The sequence below is a fragment of the Gracilimonas tropica DSM 19535 genome (assembly GCF_000375425.1).
Lineage (GTDB): Bacteria > Bacteroidota > Rhodothermia > Balneolales > Balneolaceae > Gracilimonas > Gracilimonas tropica.
This window is the reverse complement of sequence record NZ_AQXG01000002.1, coordinates 253,710-274,399: the sequence shown is the minus strand read 5'-3', so window position 1 is coordinate 274,399 and position 20,690 is coordinate 253,710. Positions and strand designations below refer to the sequence as shown.

The following is a 20,690-nucleotide window of genomic DNA, read 5'->3' as shown; positions in this document are numbered from 1 at the left end:
CTTTAAACCTCATTCCAACAACCCTGTTGGGAATGCCAATACGGACCACCCGGTCCGTATTTAAAATTCATAAATTAGTATCGCAACTATTTAAAACGGTTTAGAAATCAATCCAGTTTAGAGTTCGGGAAACCAATCTGCACCTCATCATTTTCAAAAGGGCGGAACGTATGATCGATCAGCCAGGCAAGCTGCGCGCGGGTCAGTACTTCATTGCCCGTAAACCCAATTTCACTTGCCTGATCCTGAAACCAGTCCTGAGACCGAAAGTAAGCCAAAGTATTGTTTTCGGAATTTGCCCCTGCCGGTTCTCCAAGTTCAGCCCAAAAGAGTTCAAGAATGTCCTCATGGGGTATGGTGCCAGTTCCGGTATAATCATTCTCAAGCTCCAGGCGGTCCAAAATTTCATTCAAATTTTCCGCAGTAACAACGCTGTCGGGATAAAACCGGGTTTCGTTGGCCCAGGCCACGGGAATGCCTTTACCCCGCATAATACCGGACAGCCCCACTTTTTGGATAGACCGGAATGCAGGATCATCCGGTGTGGTATCCATGTAAGGCATCAACCACATATCGGCGTCTAACAAATAATTTTGCAAAGTACGAACATCCACTTCTCTGGGTTGAATGTTTTCCCGCACAGACAGCACTGCGGCAGCACCGGCAGCCTGACCAAGTTGAAGCACCACCGGTTGTAATCGGGTCGTCCCATTCACAATATTGGAAACCGAAATGCTTTTTTCTGCCACAATTAATCCGTCAATTTCCCGGGGAATTAAGCTGCCGTAAGGCACGGTGTAGGAGGGTATTTTGGGAAAATGAAATTGTTTAGGAACTGGGTTTTTCTTGCGGTGGTGATCTACGGGATAGTCTCCAACAGCAATACCGGTTTTATACACCGGGCGCTCCGGCAGGGCATAGGGGTCTTTAAGATCATACAGGAACAGTCGATCTACGCCTTGCACACGCCGGCTTTCACGGATATAAGGAATAAGCGGAAAATGATCAGCGGTAGGAAACTCATCTTCTGCATATCCAAGATTTGTATAGCCACCTTCGGTTTGCATGAAATAGATCCAGGAGCGGGTCATATCTTTAGCAAGTTCCAGAATAGAATCCCGCTCGGCATACGTCTTTTCCAGGATTTCCGCGTAATAGTCGTTTCCGTTGGTTGGCCAGTTGATGAGGTATTTTTCATTGGGAAGCTTGGCGTATTCAAGCATGTAATCGCAATCCAGTAGATCTTCGGTAGGATTGGCACAAACCTGCTTACACATACATTCAAACTCCGATGGATCATAAGAGGCGGGTTTTGGGATGGTTTTATCAGTCCCTTTTCCGAAATCTTTCAGGATGGCGGTGTAGGTTAAATCCTGAACGTAAGGATGAGGTTCCGCCGGCGCCATCTCTTCCTTTGTTTCCTCGTAAGTTTCCATATGGATATCATATGCTGCACCGGCTTTAGCCATCAGGTCTCCATATTCGGTGGCCTCAATAAAAACGGAAGCTTCTATCGACAGTGATTCCCCGTCTTCATTCGTGAACCAAGCCTGCCGCAACCTTCCTTGTTCAACCAAAACCGAATCTACCAGCCAGCCACTGAATACTCTGATATTTGTTTCGGCTGCTATCATTTCGGTCAGAATATCATTTCCGACAGAGGGCTCAAACTGCGTGTTGCTGACCCAGCCTGTAAATACCGAATCAGGTCCACCGTAATAATCATAAATATGTTCCCTGAATTCGCCCCAAATGCCCGATGGCAGCTGATGATTTCCATCGGTGGCACTCACGCCGGCTTCAGTAAGCATCCCGCCAAACCAATTCGTTTCGTTGATGAGTACCACTTCTTGTCCCATTCGCGCGGCTTGGATGGCTGCAGCCGTTCCGCTCGTACCTCCACCCACGATGGCGATCTCCGTTGAGATAACTTCATCTTTTTTTTGGCAACTCAGTAATGTAAAAATTGTGGAAATGAGAATGATAAGGAGACGCTTCATAGTCGAGTAGTTTGGGTCATAAATGTAAAAAAGGGCGAAAGAGATAATCTCTTTCGCCCTTAGTGTAATTCAGTGGATGTTTAATCCAGCTCTTTCCAGCGTACGAACGCTTCCATGGCTTCGTACTCGGCCAATCCTAAACGGTCATAGGTTTCGGCGGTGGTGCGGGTGCGGTCATCGGCTCGTTGCCAGAATTCGCGCTTGTCGGTCCCCGGGAAGAGTGGACGGTCTTTTTGAGACTGATGTTTGAAGATCGCTTTACGTTTGCGATCGGTTTCTTCGGGGCTCAGTGGAACAGCCATCTCAATATCCTCGATATCCCATTCCTGCCATGCACCTCGGTATAACCAGGTCCAGCAATCTTTCATGAAGTCGTGTCCTTCTTCTTTCAGTTCCCGCAATGCAGAAAAGATCGCTTCCAAACACACACGGTGTGTTCCATGCGGATCCGAAAGATCACCTGCAGCATAGATCTGATGTGGCTTCACTTTCTTGATAATGTCCTTGGTGATCTCGATGTCTTCCGGTCCGATCGGTTTCTTACGAACTTTACCGGTCTCATAGAAAGGAAGGTCGAGGAAATGCATGTTTTCATCGGGAATGCCTACATAACGGCAAGCGGCTTTAGCTTCTCCTCTTCGGATCATCCCTTTGATCTTCTTCACTTCATCGGAATCAACTTCACCGGGCTTCTTATTCTTGATAGACTCACGAACTTCATCAAAGAGGTTGGTGGCTTCTTTATTTTCAAGTCCAAAGCTATCGTGATAATCAGTTACGAAATCTGCAAATCGGATGGCTTCATCATCAAAAACAGCAATGTTCCCGGATGTTTGATAAGCCACATGCACTTCATGTCCCTGATCTACTAAACGGATAAAAGTTCCACCCATTGAAATCACATCGTCATCAGGGTGTGGACTAAAGATCAATACTCGTTTTGGATGAGGCTCCTTCCGCTCAGGGCGGTGCGTGTCATCTGCATTGGGTTTGCCTCCGGGCCATCCGGTGATGGTGTGCTGAATTTCATTGAAAATGCGAATGTTTACGTTGTACGCCCGGCCGATATCAGTCAGCACATCATTCATGCCATGCTCACTGTAATCTTCATCTGTAAGTTTTAGAATGGGTTTTTCGAGATATAAACTGAGCCAAACCACAGCTTTTCGAAGCAATTGATCGGTCCACTCAATTGGGCCAACCAGCCAAGGCGTTTTGGTGCGGGTGAGTTCTGCAGCAGCAGGTTCATCTAAAAGAAACTCAACGTTTTTATGTTCCTGAAGATAGGTGGCAGGAATTTGGTTAGTGATCTCGCCTTCAATGGCTCTTTTTACCACTTTGGCTTTGCCTTCACCCCAGGCCATAATGATAATGCGTTTGGCATTCATAATAGTACCAACACCCATGGTTATTGCCCGGCGCGGTACATTTTCCACACCAAAGAATCCACTTGCTGCATCCAAAATGGTAAGGCTGTCTAAGGCGATCAATCGCGTTTTGGAGGTAATGGAAGAGCCGGGTTCATTAAAGCCAACGTGACCGGTACGGCCAATACCCAATACCTGAATATCGATGCCACCATGCTCTGCTATCTTCTTTTCGTAATCCTCGCAAAACGTGTAAATGTCTTCGCGATCCAGAGTTCCGTCGGGGATGTGAATATTTTCCTTTTTGATATCCACATGATCGAACAAATACTCGTTCATAAAATGCACGTAACTGTGGATGCTGTCAGGCTCCATTGGGTAATACTCATCGAGGTTGAAGGTGACCACGTTTTGGAAGCTCAGTCCCTCTTCTTTATGCATCCGTACCAATTCATCATACAATTGGGTTGGGGTAGATCCTGTTGCCAATCCGAGAACAGCTTTTTCTCCATTTTTGGTTTTTTCTCTGATCAATTCAGCAATTTGGTCGGCTGCATATTTTGATGCTTGTTTAGCCGTCTCATAAATATTTGCCGGCATCTTCTCATATTTCTCATACTCAGGTCGGACGAGGGGGGTAGACATGTAAAAATCTGGTTAGGTTGTAATTATTGTGACTCACCGGATACTCAAAAATCCGAAAAAGATAGAACCCGCAAAATAACGGTTCATAAGAACAAATCCACATTATGACGGTCATATTTATTGGATACAACAATTTATTAACGTGCTGACCTGTAATCACATAGAGATTTCGGGAGTATATAATGTAAAAGCACATTTTAGGTATTTTTAGGGGATTCGATTTCGTAGTTTTTAACAAAAATTAAAGCCTCAAAACCACATGATTGATACCCACAGCCATATTTATTTACCTACATTTGATGACGACCGAGCGGAAGTGCATGACCGGGCGGCCGAAGCAGGAGTGGAAGCTATTTTTATGCCGGCCATAGACTTTGATTCTATTACACAGATGGAAAAGCTTCATCACCCTGAGATTATGTTTTACAAAATGGCGGGTGTTCATCCCTGTGATGTGAAGGAAGACCTGCCGAAAGATTTTACAGAACAGCTATTTGGATTTTGCGATTCCGATGATTTTTATGGCGTTGGCGAGTCCGGCCTCGATTATTATTGGAGTACCGATCTTGTGGAGCAACAAAAGGAAAGTTTTCGAATTCATTGCAAGGTTGCTAAGCAAACCGGAAAACCGATCATCATCCATAACCGGGAAAGTACCGTTGATATGCTGAATATCATCGAAGAAGAGCAGGATGGAAGTCTGAAAGGCATTTGGCATTGTTTTAATGGGAGTTTAGAAGAAGGGAAACGTGCCCTGGACCTGGGACTTCATTTGGGGATAGGCGGAGTGGCAACTTTCAAAAATGCCGGAGTGGATAAAACTGTTGCCCGGCTGCCTCTCGAAAAGATGGTGCTTGAAACCGATGCTCCCTACCTTGCTCCAACCCCAAAGAGGGGTAAACGCAACGAACCTGCTTTTATGAAATATACCGCCCAAAAGCTGGCGGGTATTTTCGGGGTGAGCCTGAAGGAAATTGATATAGCAACCACAAAAACAGCGAAGCAGTTGTTTGGGTTGAACTCAAATGATATTCAATAATCCCTTACTAAATTGAACCGAATACCAACAAAGCCCTCAAAATCGAATCACCCCTCATTCAAAGTTATTTTTCAAGATTTCAAGTAAGAACCGCTATCTTCGAGCCAGCTAAAAAATATTTTCCATTCATAACGCATCTTTTCATGCAAAAATCACCCTATGCGCTAATTCTTATCCTGATACTGTTTACCGGTTGCAGTTCTTATAAAGATCTTTACGTCAGCAATTCTTCGGATCAATTGGCTTCTTTTAATGAGATGGCCGAAGGAAAGACGGGATACATCGTACTTAATACAGACAAAGTGATTGAGGGAATTTCGGTTCAGGTTCAACCTGATTCTGTTTTTTGGCTTAGTTCCTACAATCAAACCCCGATGAGTATTGAAACAGATCGTGTGAAGGAAGTGCGATACCAGAGAATACAAAGAGGAATGTTGCAGGGTGGAGGAATTGGCCTGCTGGTTGGCGCAGCCGCCGGAGTAGGAGTGGGATACTTATCCGGACAGGGTACGTTATTATCTTCCGATGATAATGCTGTTCTTTTTGGAATCATAGGCGCTGCAGGTGGCGGTGCATTGGGTGTTTTCTCCGGGCTCGAAGGTGCCAGCGAAGACCGGTATCGGCTCACTTTAAAAAGGGTTGCTGAAGATCAGTGATCAAACCGTTGGATTTGATCCTTATTTAAGCAACATCATCTTATGTACATTCCGGGCTTCAGGGGTCTGCACTACCACTAAATACATCCCCGATGACAAGTTGCTTCCATCAAAACGGAAGTTATGCACTCCTGCTGAAAGGTTTGAACGATTCAGCATTTGAACGGCCTGACCAATGGAATTGAATACCTGCACCTGAACCCGGCCGGGCTGATCAAGAGCTACCGAAATGGTTGTAGAAGGGTTAAACGGGTTTGGATAATTGGAGACGTCAATGGATCCCAGAAGGTCATCTTGAAATGCAAGTGGATCTGATTCGGTGCTTGTTGCAGTCCGTTTTTCTTTAAGTGCCATGATTCGCTGGTAGGAGTCATTGATAGTCTCTTCTGCGATTACTCCTTCTTCAATTTTTTTGGTGATCACTGAAATGATGTAACCGGCCAATGAGCGATCTTGATAAATATTGGTGCTGAAGAGCAGAATATCAGTATCTGAGTTAACGACCTGCACAATAGTCTCCTCCATCCCATAATTATCCTGGACCGCATCCATAAACAGTTCATCCGAGATCACAACGCCTTCAAAACCGAGGCTGTCCCGGAGGATATCAGTAATGGCATATTTTGAAAGGGAAGCAGGATATTGGTCATCCCAATCTTGTTTAAACAAATGACCGGTCATAATAGCATCCCGGTAGTCATTTTCGATGATAAATTTGAAAGGATCCAATTCGCGGTCTTCCCAGGTATTCGTGATATCTGTGAAGCCATCGTGGGAATCAGATACAGCGCTGCCATGACCGGGAAAGTGTTTCAAAGAAGTAGCAATATTTCGTTTATGAAACTCATCGATGAACCAGGAAGCATGCAGATATACGGTATACTCATCATCCGAAAAACTACGATCCAACTCACCGATGGCGGGACTGTTTGGGTCTACGTTTACATCTACAACAGGAGCCAGGTTCATGTTAAAGCCCGCATTGGCCATCCAGTCAGCCATCATTGCCGCTTGCTTTCGGGTTGAGTCCTCTAAATTGAATAGTGTCCCTAACTCATAAGCTGTATAGGTACTTTCATAACCGTTATTTTCATCCAGGCGGGCTACAATACCTCCTTCCTGATCGGTAGCTATAAAAAGAGAGGCATCAGAGGCGCCTTGCAACCGACCGTTTTGACTTCTGATCTGGCTGGGAAACCTTAGGTTGTATCCAAACAACAAGACCCCGCCTAAATTCCGGTTCGAAATATCATACATCAGGGAATCCTGAGATAATTGGCTGTTATCAAAACCAACCATGATCATCTGGCCGATCTTGTCTTGCAAAGTTTGAGCCTGAACGTTAGACAGAAATACAATGAGAAAAAGGAGAGTGGTAGCGAGAACTTTCAAATAGCCGGATCTTGGGTTAAAATTAAACGCCTCAAGCGTAAGGATTTGTAGCTTGAGAAAAAAATGATTGAAATGATTTTCTGTAAAAATTATTTAATAGATTGAAGCTGATGCTTAAGATGACCTAAGCAATAATCTGCTGAGCCGAAATAACTTACGGGTTCATTTTTTAAATGAGCCTCTTCTTTACTTTAGCAAAATCTGAACAGATGAATACACTAACTACCATTCTTCTTTTTTCATGGATAGCCGGACTGACTGCTTTTTTGGGTGGATTGATCTCCTATTTTGAAGAAACCGTTGAGAGTAAGAATAAGGATGAGTTCATACATGGTGTGATCGCTTTCGGTGGAGGGATCTTGGTTTCTGCAGTCGCATTTTCACTGGCCCCCGAGGGGATGGAAGTATTACCTTCATGGTTGTTGGGTGTTACATTTTTAGCAGGAGGACTTACATTCAGCAGTATTGATAAATATCTGAGTCGCAAAGGGGGAAGCAAGGCTCAATTTATGGCCATGCTTATGGATTTTGTTCCTGAAGCTATGGCCGTGGGCGCCCTTTTCTCCAAAAACAAAAATGCAGCAATTCTACTGGCTATCTTTATTGCAGCACAAAATCTTCCGGAAGGCTTCAATTCGTTCAGGGAAATTATTTCTGATAAAATACGACCTGCCCAAACACTTGCATTATTATTTGGGATCAGCTTTTTAGGGCCAATTGCGGCCATACTTGGATACTTTTTTCTGGAAGGCTTGCCGGTGGTCACCGCCTCTGTCATGACTTTTGCAGCGGGAGGGATCCTATATCTTGTGTTTCAGGATATCGCTCCCAAATCAACCATGCAGCGCCACTGGAGCCCGCCCTTAGGTGCTGTCCTGGGTTTTTTACTTGGTATGATAGGGCAGCAGTTGCTGGGTTGATGGGCTCACCAGGTGAAATGTAGATTGAGCTGCAATTCTAATAAAAGAAACCAACCGTTAATTTGATAAAAAACAGAAGTTGGCAGATATTCCGCCCTTAATTGAGGTCGTATCATTTATATCAACCCAAAAATTCACATTTACAATAATACTACTATGATTAAAACGGTCCTTATAATTCTGTTGGGCGTATTCTTCCTTGTCAATGGCATTAATCATTTTTACAACTCCCACATTGTACGCGAATATGCGGAAAAAAGAGGACTCTTTGAGCCTAAAGTCATGGTTTTTTTAAGTGGACTTTTATTGGTTTTTGGAGGATTGAGTATGATCACGGGGTATTTCATCATCGAAGGTATGATCGGGTTATGTATATTTATGACCATTGCCGCTTTCACTATTCATTCTTTTTGGAAGGAAGAAGACCGTGAAGACAAAATGATGGAGTTTATGAATTTTGTAAAGAACTGGGCGATCATTTTTGAATTGGTTTACTTAACAACGACCGTCGAAAGCAAATTGGGCCTCTTTTAAGACCCATCTCAAGAGTTTATTATGAGTGGAGAAGACCAAAGTATATATAAAAGCTTCTACCTTTTTTTGGGTAAAAGAAAATATGAATTATTGCTTTTGGGGCTTATTCAGCATCTGTTTGTAGGTATTTTTGTACTTGATTTTCAGTTCTATGTGAGAATACTTTGGCCGGTCAATATGGTGATCCTTGCGATTTTAGCCAGTGGCCTATTCCTGGAAACAGAACATTGGATTAACCGATTTAAAATGCCCCTGTTTGTAGCGGTCATTTTATTTCCAATTGGGTTACCCTTTTTTGGAGAGATAGACGGATATTTTGTTGCGTTAAGTTTGACGTACGTCCTTTTCTACCTGGTACTGCTTGTTCAAGTTTTTCGATATATGATTCGCCCCTCATATATCAACATCGATCTCATTACAGCGGCTATTTGCGGGTTTCTTTTGATGATTGAAGTTTTTGTGTTTGTAGCCTACATGTTGGTGCATCTCGATCCGGGCTCTTTTGCAAATGTAGATCTAAGCAATCCTCCCTCTACATTTACTGATCTTGTCTATTTCAGTTCAGTTACGCTAACCACCATAGGCTATGGTGATATAAGTCCCGTTACCCATCAGGCAAAATTGATATCTTCTTTCTTTGGTATTACGGGTCAATTTTACCAGGTACTTTTAGTAGGGGTATTGATTAGTAAATTTACCAGCCGTAAAAATTCTTAGAAAGTGAGAAGCTGCAAGTTTAATGCTTTCTCTTTTGTAAATTGAATGACTAATTTTGTAAATATAGAGGTCGCAGGTTGCTATAACTGAATGAGGTTTAAGATGATGACAGAAGTTCACCAAAAATTGATTGAGAAACTAAAAGATCGTTTCGAAGACAATCATAAGCGGCATGAAGGAATTAATTGGGAAGAGGTAAAGAAAAGGTTGCAAGCGGCTCCTGAGAAACTTAGGTCACTGCAAAAAATGGAAGAAACCGGGGGAGAGCCGGATGTGGTAGGTATTGATGAAAGAACCGGGGAGTTTATCTTTTACGATTGTGCTGCTGAAAGCCCAAAAGGACGCAGAAGCTTATGTTACGACCGGGATGCGCTGGAATCGAGAAAGAAATTCAAGCCGGAAAATTCTGCTGTTGATCTGGCACATGAAATGGGCATCGAACTGTTATCGGAAGAGGAATATATTGAGTTACAAAAACTGGGCATCTTTGATACTAAAACATCGAGCTGGCTGAAGACCCCATCAGATATTCGGTTACTTGGAGGAGCAATATTTGGAGACTTTCGCTTTGGCCGTACTTTTATTTATCACAATGGAGCCGAATCGTATTATGCAGCTCGAGGATTTCGAGGCAGCCTGAGAGTTTAGTAATGGCAATGGCCATTGATGAGATTATCCGCGTTCTTCTACCACTTTCTCATAAGCTGCTTTTACTTTGATACCCGCCATCGCTTCATTGACGTTAAAGAGGTGATCACCGATTTTTTCCAATCGGTTCAGGTAGTCCAGAAATACAAATCCTACAGCATTGCTGTACGCGTTTTTTTCTAATTGCTGGTAGTGGAATTCAAGTAATTCATCGCGGTAAGAATTGATCGTTTCTTCTAATTCCATTGCTTTTTGGAGATCAATGTTTCCGTATTCCAGCTGTAGGTTATCCCGCACCAACCGGATGTCTTCATGAATGAGATCCAGCATTTCCCTCAATCGCACCATAACGGATTCCCTAAGCTCCGTTCCTTCCGATTGCATCCGTTCAAAGGTTTTAGACATTTGGTAATAAATATCACCTACACGCTCAAGGTCATTGATAATACTGTGCATGCTTCGTATTCGTCGGGTTGCTTCTTCCGTCAGATTGAAGCTTGAGATCTTAGTGAGATATTCTGCGACTTCCAGTTCTATAGTATCTGTGATCTCCTCTCTTTTCTTTAGCTTCTTCAAAAACTGATCTTGTTTGTTTTGCTTGTTGAACAGAAGTCCTTCCATACTGTAGTGCATCTTTTCGATGAGTTTAGCAAACAGCTCGATCTCTTTATGAGCTTGTGAAATAGACAGCTCTGGCGAAGACATCATTCCTGAGGAAATGTACTGCAAACGATAAATGCTGTCTTCCCCTTCTTTCTCTTTTTGATATTTTTCAATAAAACGAACGATGTGCGGCACAAAACCTACCATCAAAAACACATTGAGGACATTAAAGGTGGTGTGGAACAGGGAAAGTCCAAGCGTGGCATTGGCCCGGCCCATTTCTGTGGTGGTATTGAAAACGGAACCTGCTTCGGGTGAGAAATAGCTCATTACCGTGTCTATGCCCATTAAGAAAGGATGGAGAAGGAGAAGCATCCAAAAAACCCCGAATACATTGAACACAAAGTGAAAACGGGCAGATCGCTTGGCATACACATTTCCAACCAGGGCGGCGATGTTTGCCGTTACGGTGGTTCCGATATTCTCTCCCAACACCATAGCTGCTGCAATGGGAAAGTCGATCCATCCCTGGAATAACATCACCAGGGTAATGGCACTTGCGGCCGAAGAAGATTGGGTAAGAAGAGTCAGCAAGGTTCCCGCGATCACAAATAATACAATGGAGAAAAACCCAAATTCAGTAAACTGATCCAGAAACATGAACATCTCGGGATTCTGCTGAATATTGGGAACTGCATTCTTTATGAAATCCAATCCGATAAAGAGGATTCCGAACCCGATCATCGCTTCAGCGAGGTTTTTCAGTCGTTCCCGCCCGGAGAACATAAATGGGAAGAAGATTCCGATCAGCATAACGGCAATAGGAGTGATCTTCATTTTAAAACCAAATATTGAAACCATCCAGGCCGTAACCGTTGTACCGATATTTGCGCCCATGATCACCCCGGTTGATTCCATAAAGGTGAGCAAACCCGCATTCACAAAACTGACGACCATCACCGTGGTGGTGCTTGAGGATTGGGTTACCGTGGTAGCGGCAAAACCGGTAAAGATTCCACGAAAGCGGGTGGTGGTCATGCCTTTCAATATAGCCCTGAGCTTGTTTCCGGCTACTTTTTGTAAACCATCGCTGAAAACCTTCATTCCATAGATGAAAATTCCCAGGGCCCCGATGAGTTGTAAGAAATCAAAAAAATTGTATGTCATGTCCTGAAATTATTTCAGATCTCTTTGAGAAAAACTAAATATGTGCTGATCTATTAATTGGCCCCAAGGTAAGGATGATTTCTCAGGACTGTGTTAAGATAAGATTAATATAAATCCTGCTGCTATGGGGTGAACCAGATCGACTATTGAGTAACCGGCTGAACTCCCAGTTTCTGTAACTCCGAAAATTCATCCAGCAGAGTTTGTAGAATTCTCAGGGAAGGATATTCGTATCTGTAAGGCCACTCATTTCTCAGGTTTCTGAAAAGCCTGCCTTTGTCAGGTTGGTCAAAGAGATCACGAAGCGCCTTGTCGTAGCCCATAATGGGATGTAACTCTGTCAATATCGTTGTCAGGTCACAACTGGTATATTCCAGATTCTCTGTTTTGGGATGGATTTCGTAGTCAATAGCGTTTTCGTTCAAACCAAAATGAGCAGCCATTTTCTTACATATAATTTGGGTAGCATTCACTTTTGCCTGTTCCGAGTATCCGGCAATGTGAGGCGTTGCGATATAAGCTTGGCTGGCTACTTCGGTATTGAAATCCGGTTCTTTCTCCCAGACATCCAGAATGTATTGATCGATGCCTCCGGCTTTAAAAGACTTCATCAGGGCTTTTTCATCAATGATACCACCCCGTGCCGCATTTATGATCAGTTTATAGCTTCGCCCTTTCAGCTTTTCATCATCCAGCCAGTGGTGGGTAGCATATACTCCTTTGAGATCTAACGGAACATGAAAAGTAAGGATATCGGTATCAAGAACTTCTTCCAAAGTAGCTGAGGAAAAAGACTTGTCCCGTTCCTGTCTTGGGGGGTCATATTCCACACATTCGATGCCAAAATTTTGCATAAGTTTCACAACTGCCGATCCGGCTTCTCCAACTCCAATAACCCCAACTTTTCCAAACTCTTCATTCGGGGCAAATTTTGCTCTCCACAGCAACAAAGCTGTCATAACGTATTCTGCTACGGCCCGTGCGTTACTGCCTTTAGCATCTGCAAGGGTGATGCCATGTGCTTCAAGGTATTCCTGGTCAAGATGATCTGTTCCTGATGAGCCGGTTCCTATGAACTGGAGGGATTCAGGAATGTTTGGAAATGTTCTTTCATTAAGATGAGTAACCGTTCGAACCAGCATGGCGTCAAATCCTTTGGGATTGGGAATACCCTCAGCGGGATCATAAAGAGTTAGCTTGGCTTGCGGGGGAATGATTTCTTCAATTTTATGAAGATTTTGATCAGCTAATACGTGTATCAAAAAGTGTAATTTGAGTGAGAAAAAAAGTGTATGAAAGTCTTATACTTGGAACATGGATTCAAAATATAATATAGTTTCGATTATACGCAAAAAACGAGATGGGCAAACTCTTGAGAAAGAGGAAATTCAGCATCTCATAAGAGAATATACCGCCGATGCTATTCCGGATTATCAGGTAAGTGCCTTTCTGATGGCTTGTTTTCTGAATGGCTTGAATGATGAGGAATCGGCAGCACTTACTGAGTCGATGTTGCATTCGGGTACTGTTGTAGATCTTTCAGAGATTTCCGGTAAAAAAGTGGATAAACATTCTACAGGAGGCGTTGGAGATAAGCTTTCGCTAATTCTTGCGCCCATAGTAGCTGCAGCCGGAGTCCCGGTCCCCATGATATCGGGCCGGGGATTAGGTCACACTGGTGGAACGTTAGACAAACTGGAATCCATACCCGGTTTTACGGTAGATATGAATTTGGATCGATATAAGGAGATCATAGGTAAGCACAACCTGGTGTTAGCCGGACAAACGGCTGAGATTGCCCCCGCTGACAAGCGATTGTATGCCCTGCGGGATGTGACGGCTACAGTCGAGTCCATTCCACTGATTGCCGGTAGTATCATGAGCAAGAAGCTGGCCGAAGGAATTGATGCACTGGTTTTGGATGTAAAAGCAGGTTCCGGCGCTTTCATGAAAACTACCGAAGACGCCATCAAATTAGGCGAAGCGTTGGTGGGTATTGGCACGCAGTTTGAGAAAGAAACCATCGCTTATGTGACCAATATGAATCAGCCGCTTGGCTACAAGATTGGGAACTGGCTGGAAGTGGAAGAGTGTATTGACGCCATGCATGGGGAAGGACCGGATGATATTATGGAGATCACACATTTGCTTTCCGGAACCATGATCTATCTTGGTGGAAAGGCTGATAATGTGAAGGAAGGAATTGAGATCAGCAAAAAGATGATCGCAAGCGGAGCGGCCTTTCAGAAATGGCTGGATATTGTAGAAGAGCAGGGTGGAGATGTGGAAATGATCAAATCTCCGAATAAGTATCCCAAAGCTGAATATGAATTTGTGATCAAAGCTGACTGTGATGGATATCTTTCTGAGATGAATTCCTATGAAATTGGTATGGCTTCGGTTGAAATGGGAGCCGGTCGTAAGAAGAAAGAGGATGACGTAGATCCACAGGCAGGAATTATCCTGAAAAAGAAAATCGGGGATAAAATTTCGAAAGGTGAAACAATTTTGATGGGATATACGAACAAGCCATCAGCAATAGAAGCTGCCAGCGATAAATTATTCGGGGCAGTAACGATTGCAGAATCTAAACCCGATGATACGCATTTGGTGAGTCATATTATTGACAAAGACGGCAGCAGGGCATTTGAGCTTTAACTGCTTGAAATACACTGAGAATCGGTTAATTTAGTTTATACATAACAAGGGCATTCAAAAATTAAGGAAAGTATTATGTTTCAACGATTTATCCGCGCTATAAAATCTATGTTCGGTGGCTTGATAAGCTCAATGGAGGATCCAAAACTCATTCTTGAGCAAAATATAAGGGAAATGAACGATCAAATTCCCCAGATGAATGAGAACATCGCAACGGTAAAGGCTAATATGCTGATGCTTCAAAAAGAGCAAAAGCGCAACGAAAAATCCATTCAAGACCTCACTGCAAAAGTGAAATCAGCCATCCAGGCCGATCGCGATGACCTGGCCGAAGGATATGCACTGCGGCTCGAGAAGGCTAAAGAGAATATGGTACATACCCAGGAACAACTCGACTTTGCTGAAAAAGCTTATGAAAAAGCAATCAAGGTCAAGAAGGTCTTCATGAAAGAAAAAGACCGAAAGATTCAGCAGGCCAAAGAAGCTTTACGCGCCAGTGAAAGATCTGAATGGCAAGCCAAGATTGCTGATACTCTGGAGCAGTTTGAAGTGGGCGGTATCGACCAAACGCATGATGAGATGATCACAAGGCTGAATGAGCGTACCGCTAAAAATGAAGCCCGTATGGAAATTGCCTTAGACAGTATTGATACGGAAACAATGGAAATAGAAGCGAATGCTGAAAAACTTCGTGCAAAATCACTTGTCGAGCAGTTCAAAATGGAAATGGGCGAAAAGAGTGGCTCCATAAACATGGATGAAGAGCCTGTTAAAGAACAGGATGGCTCCAAAACGGTAGGGAGCAAAAACAAAGAAAAGAGCAGTTCATAGGAGAACAACGCCATGAGCAACGAAGGTGAACAAGAGCGGGAACGGCTCAAAGAAGAATACAAGGAGCATTATCGCCGTATAAAAGAAGCTAAAGAGCGATTGAAACGTGCTGAACAAAAAGGAAAGATATCTCAGGCCGTTCATAAGATGAATGCGGATAATCTGTTGGAAACAATGGATGAATTCCTCGGTAAGGTCCGCGAGAAAGTATCTCATGTGGAAGCCAGGCTCGACGTTGCCATGGATAACCTTGAAGACGAAGAAACGGCTGCGGGAAGTAAAGTAAAACAAGAAGAGCTCGACGAAGAACTGAAGCGCCAAAAGGCAAAACAAACACTTAAGCAGGTTAAAGCAGAAATGGGTATGCTCTACACGGAGATCGAAAAACATGCCGATGAAATCCATGCTGAAAAGACTATTGGTAATAAAAAACCGGCTTCAGATAAAGAAAAACAAGACCCTTCATCAGCATCTGAATCATGAGTGACGAACTGAATATCAATTATACCCGAGAAGCTTTTATGAATCCCATTAATCTGGGGGTTTTGCTGGTTTCTACCTTAACGGCCTTTTTTATGTCGGGCATGGGCGATATCTCCAGCATGTTGCTTACAACCGTTTTTGGACTGGAGCTGATGTATCTGGGCATTGTTCCCAAATTGCCTCGCTTCCGGAAGAAACTGGAGCTGAAGAAGATTAAGGAACGTCATGCAGCCAACAACGAGAAAGAATTGTTTCAATCATTGGATAACAAGTCACAAAAGCGATTTTTGGTGCTCAAGCATTTAGCCAAACTGGTACAGGAGAATTTTGAGAAATTGCCTTACAGTTCTCAGGGGCTTCTGGATAACATCGGTAAGAAAATTGATGAGTTGCTGGGGAATTACCTCACCTTGTTGGATCTCATCAAACGCTATGAAGTGTATTTGAATACATCTCTTGAAAGCAATCTAAAAGAAGAAGTGAAGCGGCAGATCGAGGAGATCAAAGAACTCGAATCAGAGAAACTCAAGCGCACAAAAGCACGTCGCGTAGCCATTATGCAGAAAAGATTGAAGAAATTCAGCGTAGCCAAAGAAAAATATTTGGTTTGTGAAACGCACCTGGAAACCATTGAAGATGCCGTTCGATACATCTATGAGCAATCTATGACCATGAGTAATCCGGAAGAGATCGGTTTCCAGCTTGATAACCTGCTGACCGAAGTGGAAGAAACTTCGCAATTGATTGATGACTTAGATCAGGATATTTTACCCGAGTACACTACTGAGTGGGAGAAAGATCTGGACTTTGATTCCATTTTGGATGAACTCTCTGATGATGTAGAATCGGAAATCAAACCTGCAAAGAAAGTCAAAAATTAGACGATGAATCAAGATTTTGAAACGCTGCTGCTTGCAACCGACGAGAATGGCATTTGCACGCTTACCGTAAACCGTCCTGAAAAACTGAACGCACTGAACAATAAAGTGTTGAACGAATTGAATGCAGCGGTTGATAGCATCAAAGATGATCTCAAGGTTAAGGCTGTCGTAATTACAGGAGCGGGAGAAAAAGCTTTTGTGGCCGGCGCCGATATTAAGGAATTGAGCGCACTCGACCCGGTATCAGGGGAGAAAGTCTCAAAACGGGGACAAGATATCTTTCAGAAAATTGAAGACCTTACCATTCCTGTTATTGCAGCCATAAACGGATACGCTTTAGGAGGAGGTTGTGAATTAGCGCTGGCCTGCCATCTACGCATCGCTTCAAATAATGCAGCTTTAGGCCTTCCGGAAGTTTCCCTGGGACTGATTCCCGGTTACGGTGGAACTCAACGATTAACCCGTGCTATTGGCAAAGCAAAAGCATTGGAATGCATTATGACCGGCCGACAAATTAAAGCGGATGAAGCTTTTGAAATAGGCTTGGTGAATCAGGTGGTGGAAGGAAATCCTGTGGAAGAAGCCAAAGCTATGCTGCATAAAATTTTGAAACAAGGTCCGGTTGCTATCAAAAATGCAATACTTGCAGTAAAGCACTCCGGTTCAGAAAACGGCTTTGATACGGAAGCAAAATTATTTGGAGAATTGTGTGGCACCGCCGATTTTAAGGAAGGGACATCCGCTTTTCTCGAAAAACGGAAGCCTAGTTTTTCCGGTAAATAGGAACGAATCTAATCTGAATGAACGACGAGCCTCCATCGGGTAGTTTTACATCATTGATCTTTAGCAACAAGGAGAATCTATGACTGAATTGATTCTCATTGTACTTACCATATTATTAAGTGGATTCTTTTCCGGTTCTGAAATTGCTTTTGTTACTGCTAATAAACTGAAGCTTGAAGTGGCCTCCCGAAAGAATAATTTCCTGTCCAACTCCATTGAGTTTTTTACACGAAAGCCGGAAACCTTTTTAACCACCACCTTAGTTGGCAATAACATAGTGAATGTGCTTTATGCCACCTTTATGGCCTTATTTTTGGTGGAACCGATTCAGCATTATGCTCAGGTTTGGTTTGATTTTGTTCCTTCTGAAGTGGAAATCCTGCTTATTCAAACCATCATTGCCTCCGTGGTAATTATGCTGTTTGGAGAAATCCTTCCGAAAGCAATTTTTCGTGCATTGGCCGATCACATGATCGGGATCATATCTATTCCATTACGGATTTCTTACTACTTGTTCCGGCCGTTAATTGAAATTGCGAAAGGTTCATCCAATATATTAATCCGCTTTTTTGTGAAAGATGCTGAAGTCGTAGAACAGTATTATCGTCGCCAGGACGTGGAAATGATCTTTAAGGAACTGCGTGATAGTGGGGGTAGCCAAGACATTGACGAGGACGATTCGGAGATCCTTCACAACGTGCTGGAACTTTCCAACAAGCGGGTAAAAGACTCCATGATCCCTCGCATCGAGATAGAAGCTGTGGAGAAAGAGGCACCGATTGAAGAGGTTCGGGATGTGTTCATTCAATCGGGTCATTCCAAATTACCGGTCTATCGAAATTCCATTGATGATGTGATCGGAGTGGTATTTGCTCACGATTTCTTTCACGATCCGAAAACCCTGAATGAGATAGTTCGCCCGGTTAAACTGGTGCCATCCAGCAAAAAGTCTAAGGATTTGCTCACTGAATTTCGACAATCAAATATGTCCGTGGCCATTGTGTTGGATGAATACGGTGGAACAGCTGGCATGGTAACCATCGAAGATCTGCTCGAAGAAGTGGTGGGCGATATACAGGATGAGTACGATGTGGAAGATGAGATCATGAAAAAATTGTCCGAAAATACTTTTGTGGTAAGCGGAAATGTGGAGATTGAAGAGCTTTGCGAAAAATTTGAGGAAATTGAACTTCCGCTGGAACCTTCGGAGTATGACACCGTAGCGGGGTACATAATCAATCATTTAGGGCGCATACCTAAAGTAAATGAAGAAGTGGTAATTGAAGGTAAAAAATTTATCATCAGTAAAGCTACGCCAAGTCGTATAGAAACGGTGAAGCTCATAATTATTGAATAGTTTGAAAAGCTTTCATCTGTCAGACTTCAACTTCCAGTTTTTTAAGCATCATTCCTGCATAAGCCGTGAGATGAACTTAAAACTTAAAGCTGATAGCTGAAGTCTGATGGCTTTGTCATAAACAGCAGAAGATTTACATTCCATATCAAAATTAATTAAACAACCATGTTCGATCACTATCCAAAATGGTCTCAGGAATTTGCAAGAAAATATCTTAGTCGCACTATCAATCAATTTATTTTGCATGGAAATGTGCATGATCTTGTTCCCCTGAAAGAAGAAAATGGTACCAAGTTTACCCGGTTAAAATCTTTTCTTTCGGAGGAATTTTTTGGAGCCAGAGATTTCGTGATCTTCTATGATCGGGCATCCGGTATTTATTTCCGTGATAAAGAATCTCAGGCTGATTTTAATCAGGCTATAGCCGGTCGGGATAGTTTGGTAGGAACCGAGTATGCCCAAAAAATGCCTAAAGATCCGGTGCGGGTTATGTCGTTACTGGAACAGTATTTTCGGCTCCGTCTCGACCAAAAGAAAAGTGTGGCCCTGATCATTGATTATGCTGAAACCATTATTCCTATGAGTGATGCAGCGTCTATCGGAAATGAAGACCGAACGTCACTGGTATATTTATCCCGATGGGCGCACGACCCCATGTTTCTTGCCTCAGATTTTACTACGGTTCTCATCACAGAAAATCTTTCGGACTTAAATAAAACGCTGGTTCAAAATCCCTATACCACAGATATTAAGATCAATATTCCAGGTGAAAGAGATCGTTTGGAATTCATAAAATTTGAAACAGAAAAGGATGACTGGAAAAAGCTATCTGTTGTAAAACCGGAAATCATTGCACAGCAAACGGCCGGGTTGAACTTTGTAAATATTCGCAGCGTACTTTCCCATGCACGGGAAAACAAGGAAAAGATCACGTTCGAAGGATTATCAGAAACTAAGAAAGAACTCATTGAAGCCGAAGCATATGGCTTATTGGAGTTTGTTGAAACTCAGTATACACTTGATAATGTGGCCGGGCATAAGCAAGTAAAAGCTCATTTACGGCAGGCCGTTCATGCCCTAAAAGCAGGGCGACAGGATGTAATGCCGATGGGATATTTGGTATGTGGTCCGGTTGGAACCGGTAAGACCTTTTTGGTTACTTGCTTTGCCAGCGAAGTTGGGATTCCTATGGTAAAACTGAAAAATTTCCGCAGCCAGTGGCAGGGAGTTACCGAAGGAAATCTGGAGAAAATCTTATCGCTTCTTAAAGCCATGGCACCTGTTGCAGTTATGATAGATGAAGCCGATGCCTACCTTGGAGATCGTGATGCCAGTGGCGACAGTGGCGTTTCAAGCCGGGTATTTTCACAGATCGCAACATTTATGAGTGATACGGCCAACCGCGGACGTATTCTTTGGTTCCTGATGACTGCCCGGCCAGATCTGATGCCAATTGACCTGAAGCGACAGGGTAGAGCCGAAGAACATCTGGCTTTGTTTCCTCCTCATTCTAAAGAAGAGCGAGTGGAATTATTTGAAGCTATGGCGAAGAAAACGGGTCTTAAAATGACCGAAGAATATATCCCGGAAATGATCGAAGATGAGACCAAACGGTTGTCGGGAGCTGATATGGAAGCTGCTTTAACACGTGCCAAATTCCGTGCTGCCGCAGAAGGTAAGGTAAAAGTGACTCCGGAGATTCTGGATGCCGCCCTGAACGATTTCCTTCCACCAACATATCCGGAAGAAGTGGAGCTTCAAACATTAAGTGCTGTTATAGAGTGTACTTCTAAAGAACTGCTTCCGGAGCATTATAGAGAGATGGATCGGGATGAAATTCTCTCGACCATAGAAGAATTGAAGTTCCGTATAGGTTAGAAGCACGATCAGTGAACATCTGACCTTCTACTTCGAATTTTCAAATGGGTAATGCTTCATCAAAATGATGGGTCCTGCAAAGGAATCGTGAGTTAACCTTGGTTACTTAAGAAGCAGGAGTGATTTAAAAT

18 protein-coding genes are annotated in these 20,690 nt (G+C 43.2%); 13 read left to right on the top strand and 5 right to left on the bottom strand.

Going from position 1 to position 20,690, the window contains the following annotated elements; all coding sequences use genetic code 11:
• Positions 1-107: 107 nt before the first annotated feature.
• Positions 108-2,000, bottom strand: a complete 1,893-nt coding sequence (locus tag B151_RS17995) for an FAD-dependent oxidoreductase (RefSeq protein WP_020402489.1) — start codon at positions 1,998-2,000, stop codon at positions 108-110.
• An 80-nt stretch (positions 2,001-2,080) separates the two neighbouring features.
• Positions 2,081-4,012 (bottom strand): glucosamine-6-phosphate deaminase, encoded by a 1,932-nt coding sequence (nagB, locus tag B151_RS0104880; protein ID WP_020402488.1) that lies wholly within the window; start codon positions 4,010-4,012, stop codon positions 2,081-2,083.
• A gap of 259 nt (positions 4,013-4,271) precedes the next feature.
• Between nagB and B151_RS0104875 the strand changes: the two genes are divergently transcribed.
• Positions 4,272-5,051 carry a TatD family hydrolase gene (locus B151_RS0104875; protein WP_020402487.1) on the top strand — a complete coding sequence of 260 codons (780 nt, stop codon included), beginning with the start codon at positions 4,272-4,274 and terminating at the stop codon, positions 5,049-5,051.
• Positions 5,052-5,194: 143 nt separating this feature from the next.
• Positions 5,195-5,707, top strand: a complete 513-nt coding sequence (locus B151_RS0104870; RefSeq protein ID WP_020402486.1) for a hypothetical protein — start codon at positions 5,195-5,197, stop codon at positions 5,705-5,707.
• A 21-nt stretch (positions 5,708-5,728) separates the two neighbouring features.
• On the opposite strand, the gene B151_RS17990 is transcribed toward B151_RS0104870, so the two are convergent.
• Positions 5,729-7,099, bottom strand: coding sequence for a glycoside hydrolase family 3 N-terminal domain-containing protein (locus B151_RS17990; protein ID WP_020402485.1), 1,371 nt, complete (start codon positions 7,097-7,099; stop codon positions 5,729-5,731).
• Between the two features lie 209 nt (positions 7,100-7,308).
• Between B151_RS17990 and B151_RS0104860 the strand changes: the two genes are divergently transcribed.
• The 4 genes from B151_RS0104860 (at position 7,309) to B151_RS0104845 (ending at position 9,918) form a co-directional block, all read left to right on the top strand.
• Positions 7,309-8,019, top strand: coding sequence for a ZIP family metal transporter (locus tag B151_RS0104860; RefSeq protein WP_026166481.1), 711 nt, complete (start codon positions 7,309-7,311; stop codon positions 8,017-8,019).
• Positions 8,020-8,175: 156 nt separating this feature from the next.
• The gene (locus tag B151_RS17985; protein WP_020402483.1) at positions 8,176-8,553 is read left to right on the top strand and encodes a DoxX family protein; all 378 of its coding nucleotides are present in this window, start codon (positions 8,176-8,178) and stop codon (positions 8,551-8,553) included.
• 21 nt (positions 8,554-8,574) lie between these two features.
• The gene (locus B151_RS0104850; RefSeq protein ID WP_020402482.1) at positions 8,575-9,270 is read left to right on the top strand and encodes a potassium channel family protein; all 696 of its coding nucleotides are present in this window, start codon (positions 8,575-8,577) and stop codon (positions 9,268-9,270) included.
• Between the two features lie 102 nt (positions 9,271-9,372).
• Complete coding sequence (locus B151_RS0104845; protein ID WP_026166479.1) at positions 9,373-9,918, top strand: DUF4256 domain-containing protein; 546 nt, start codon at positions 9,373-9,375, stop codon at positions 9,916-9,918.
• Positions 9,919-9,942: 24 nt separating this feature from the next.
• Here the strand turns inward: B151_RS0104845 and B151_RS0104840 are convergent, their stop codons facing one another.
• Positions 9,943-11,688: a Na/Pi cotransporter family protein gene (locus tag B151_RS0104840; protein ID WP_020402480.1), complete on the bottom strand. Its 1,746-nt coding sequence runs from the start codon at positions 11,686-11,688 to the stop codon at positions 9,943-9,945.
• 143 nt (positions 11,689-11,831) lie between these two features.
• Positions 11,832-12,950, bottom strand: a complete 1,119-nt coding sequence (locus tag B151_RS0104835) for a 4-phosphoerythronate dehydrogenase (protein ID WP_020402479.1) — start codon at positions 12,948-12,950, stop codon at positions 11,832-11,834.
• A gap of 52 nt (positions 12,951-13,002) precedes the next feature.
• On the opposite strand from B151_RS0104835, the gene B151_RS0104830 reads away from it, so the two are divergent.
• The 7 genes from B151_RS0104830 (at position 13,003) to B151_RS0104800 (ending at position 20,559) form a co-directional block, all read left to right on the top strand.
• Positions 13,003-14,346 carry a thymidine phosphorylase gene (locus B151_RS0104830; RefSeq protein ID WP_020402478.1) on the top strand — a complete coding sequence of 448 codons (1,344 nt, stop codon included), beginning with the start codon at positions 13,003-13,005 and terminating at the stop codon, positions 14,344-14,346.
• Positions 14,347-14,421: 75 nt separating this feature from the next.
• The gene (locus tag B151_RS0104825; RefSeq protein ID WP_020402477.1) at positions 14,422-15,177 is read left to right on the top strand and encodes a PspA/IM30 family protein; all 756 of its coding nucleotides are present in this window, start codon (positions 14,422-14,424) and stop codon (positions 15,175-15,177) included.
• A gap of 12 nt (positions 15,178-15,189) precedes the next feature.
• Positions 15,190-15,660: a hypothetical protein gene (locus tag B151_RS0104820; RefSeq protein WP_020402476.1), complete on the top strand. Its 471-nt coding sequence runs from the start codon at positions 15,190-15,192 to the stop codon at positions 15,658-15,660.
• Positions 15,657-16,541, top strand: coding sequence for a hypothetical protein (locus B151_RS0104815; protein WP_020402475.1), 885 nt, complete (start codon positions 15,657-15,659; stop codon positions 16,539-16,541). The genes B151_RS0104820 and B151_RS0104815 overlap by 4 nt, the downstream gene beginning before the upstream one ends.
• 3 nt (positions 16,542-16,544) lie before the next feature.
• Positions 16,545-17,324 carry an enoyl-CoA hydratase/isomerase family protein gene (locus B151_RS0104810; protein WP_020402474.1) on the top strand — a complete coding sequence of 260 codons (780 nt, stop codon included), beginning with the start codon at positions 16,545-16,547 and terminating at the stop codon, positions 17,322-17,324.
• A 79-nt stretch (positions 17,325-17,403) separates the two neighbouring features.
• Positions 17,404-18,681 (top strand): hemolysin family protein, encoded by a 1,278-nt coding sequence (locus tag B151_RS0104805; protein WP_020402473.1) that lies wholly within the window; start codon positions 17,404-17,406, stop codon positions 18,679-18,681.
• A 165-nt stretch (positions 18,682-18,846) separates the two neighbouring features.
• Positions 18,847-20,559, top strand: coding sequence for an ATP-binding protein (locus B151_RS0104800; RefSeq protein ID WP_020402472.1), 1,713 nt, complete (start codon positions 18,847-18,849; stop codon positions 20,557-20,559).
• Positions 20,560-20,690: the final 131 nt, after the last annotated feature.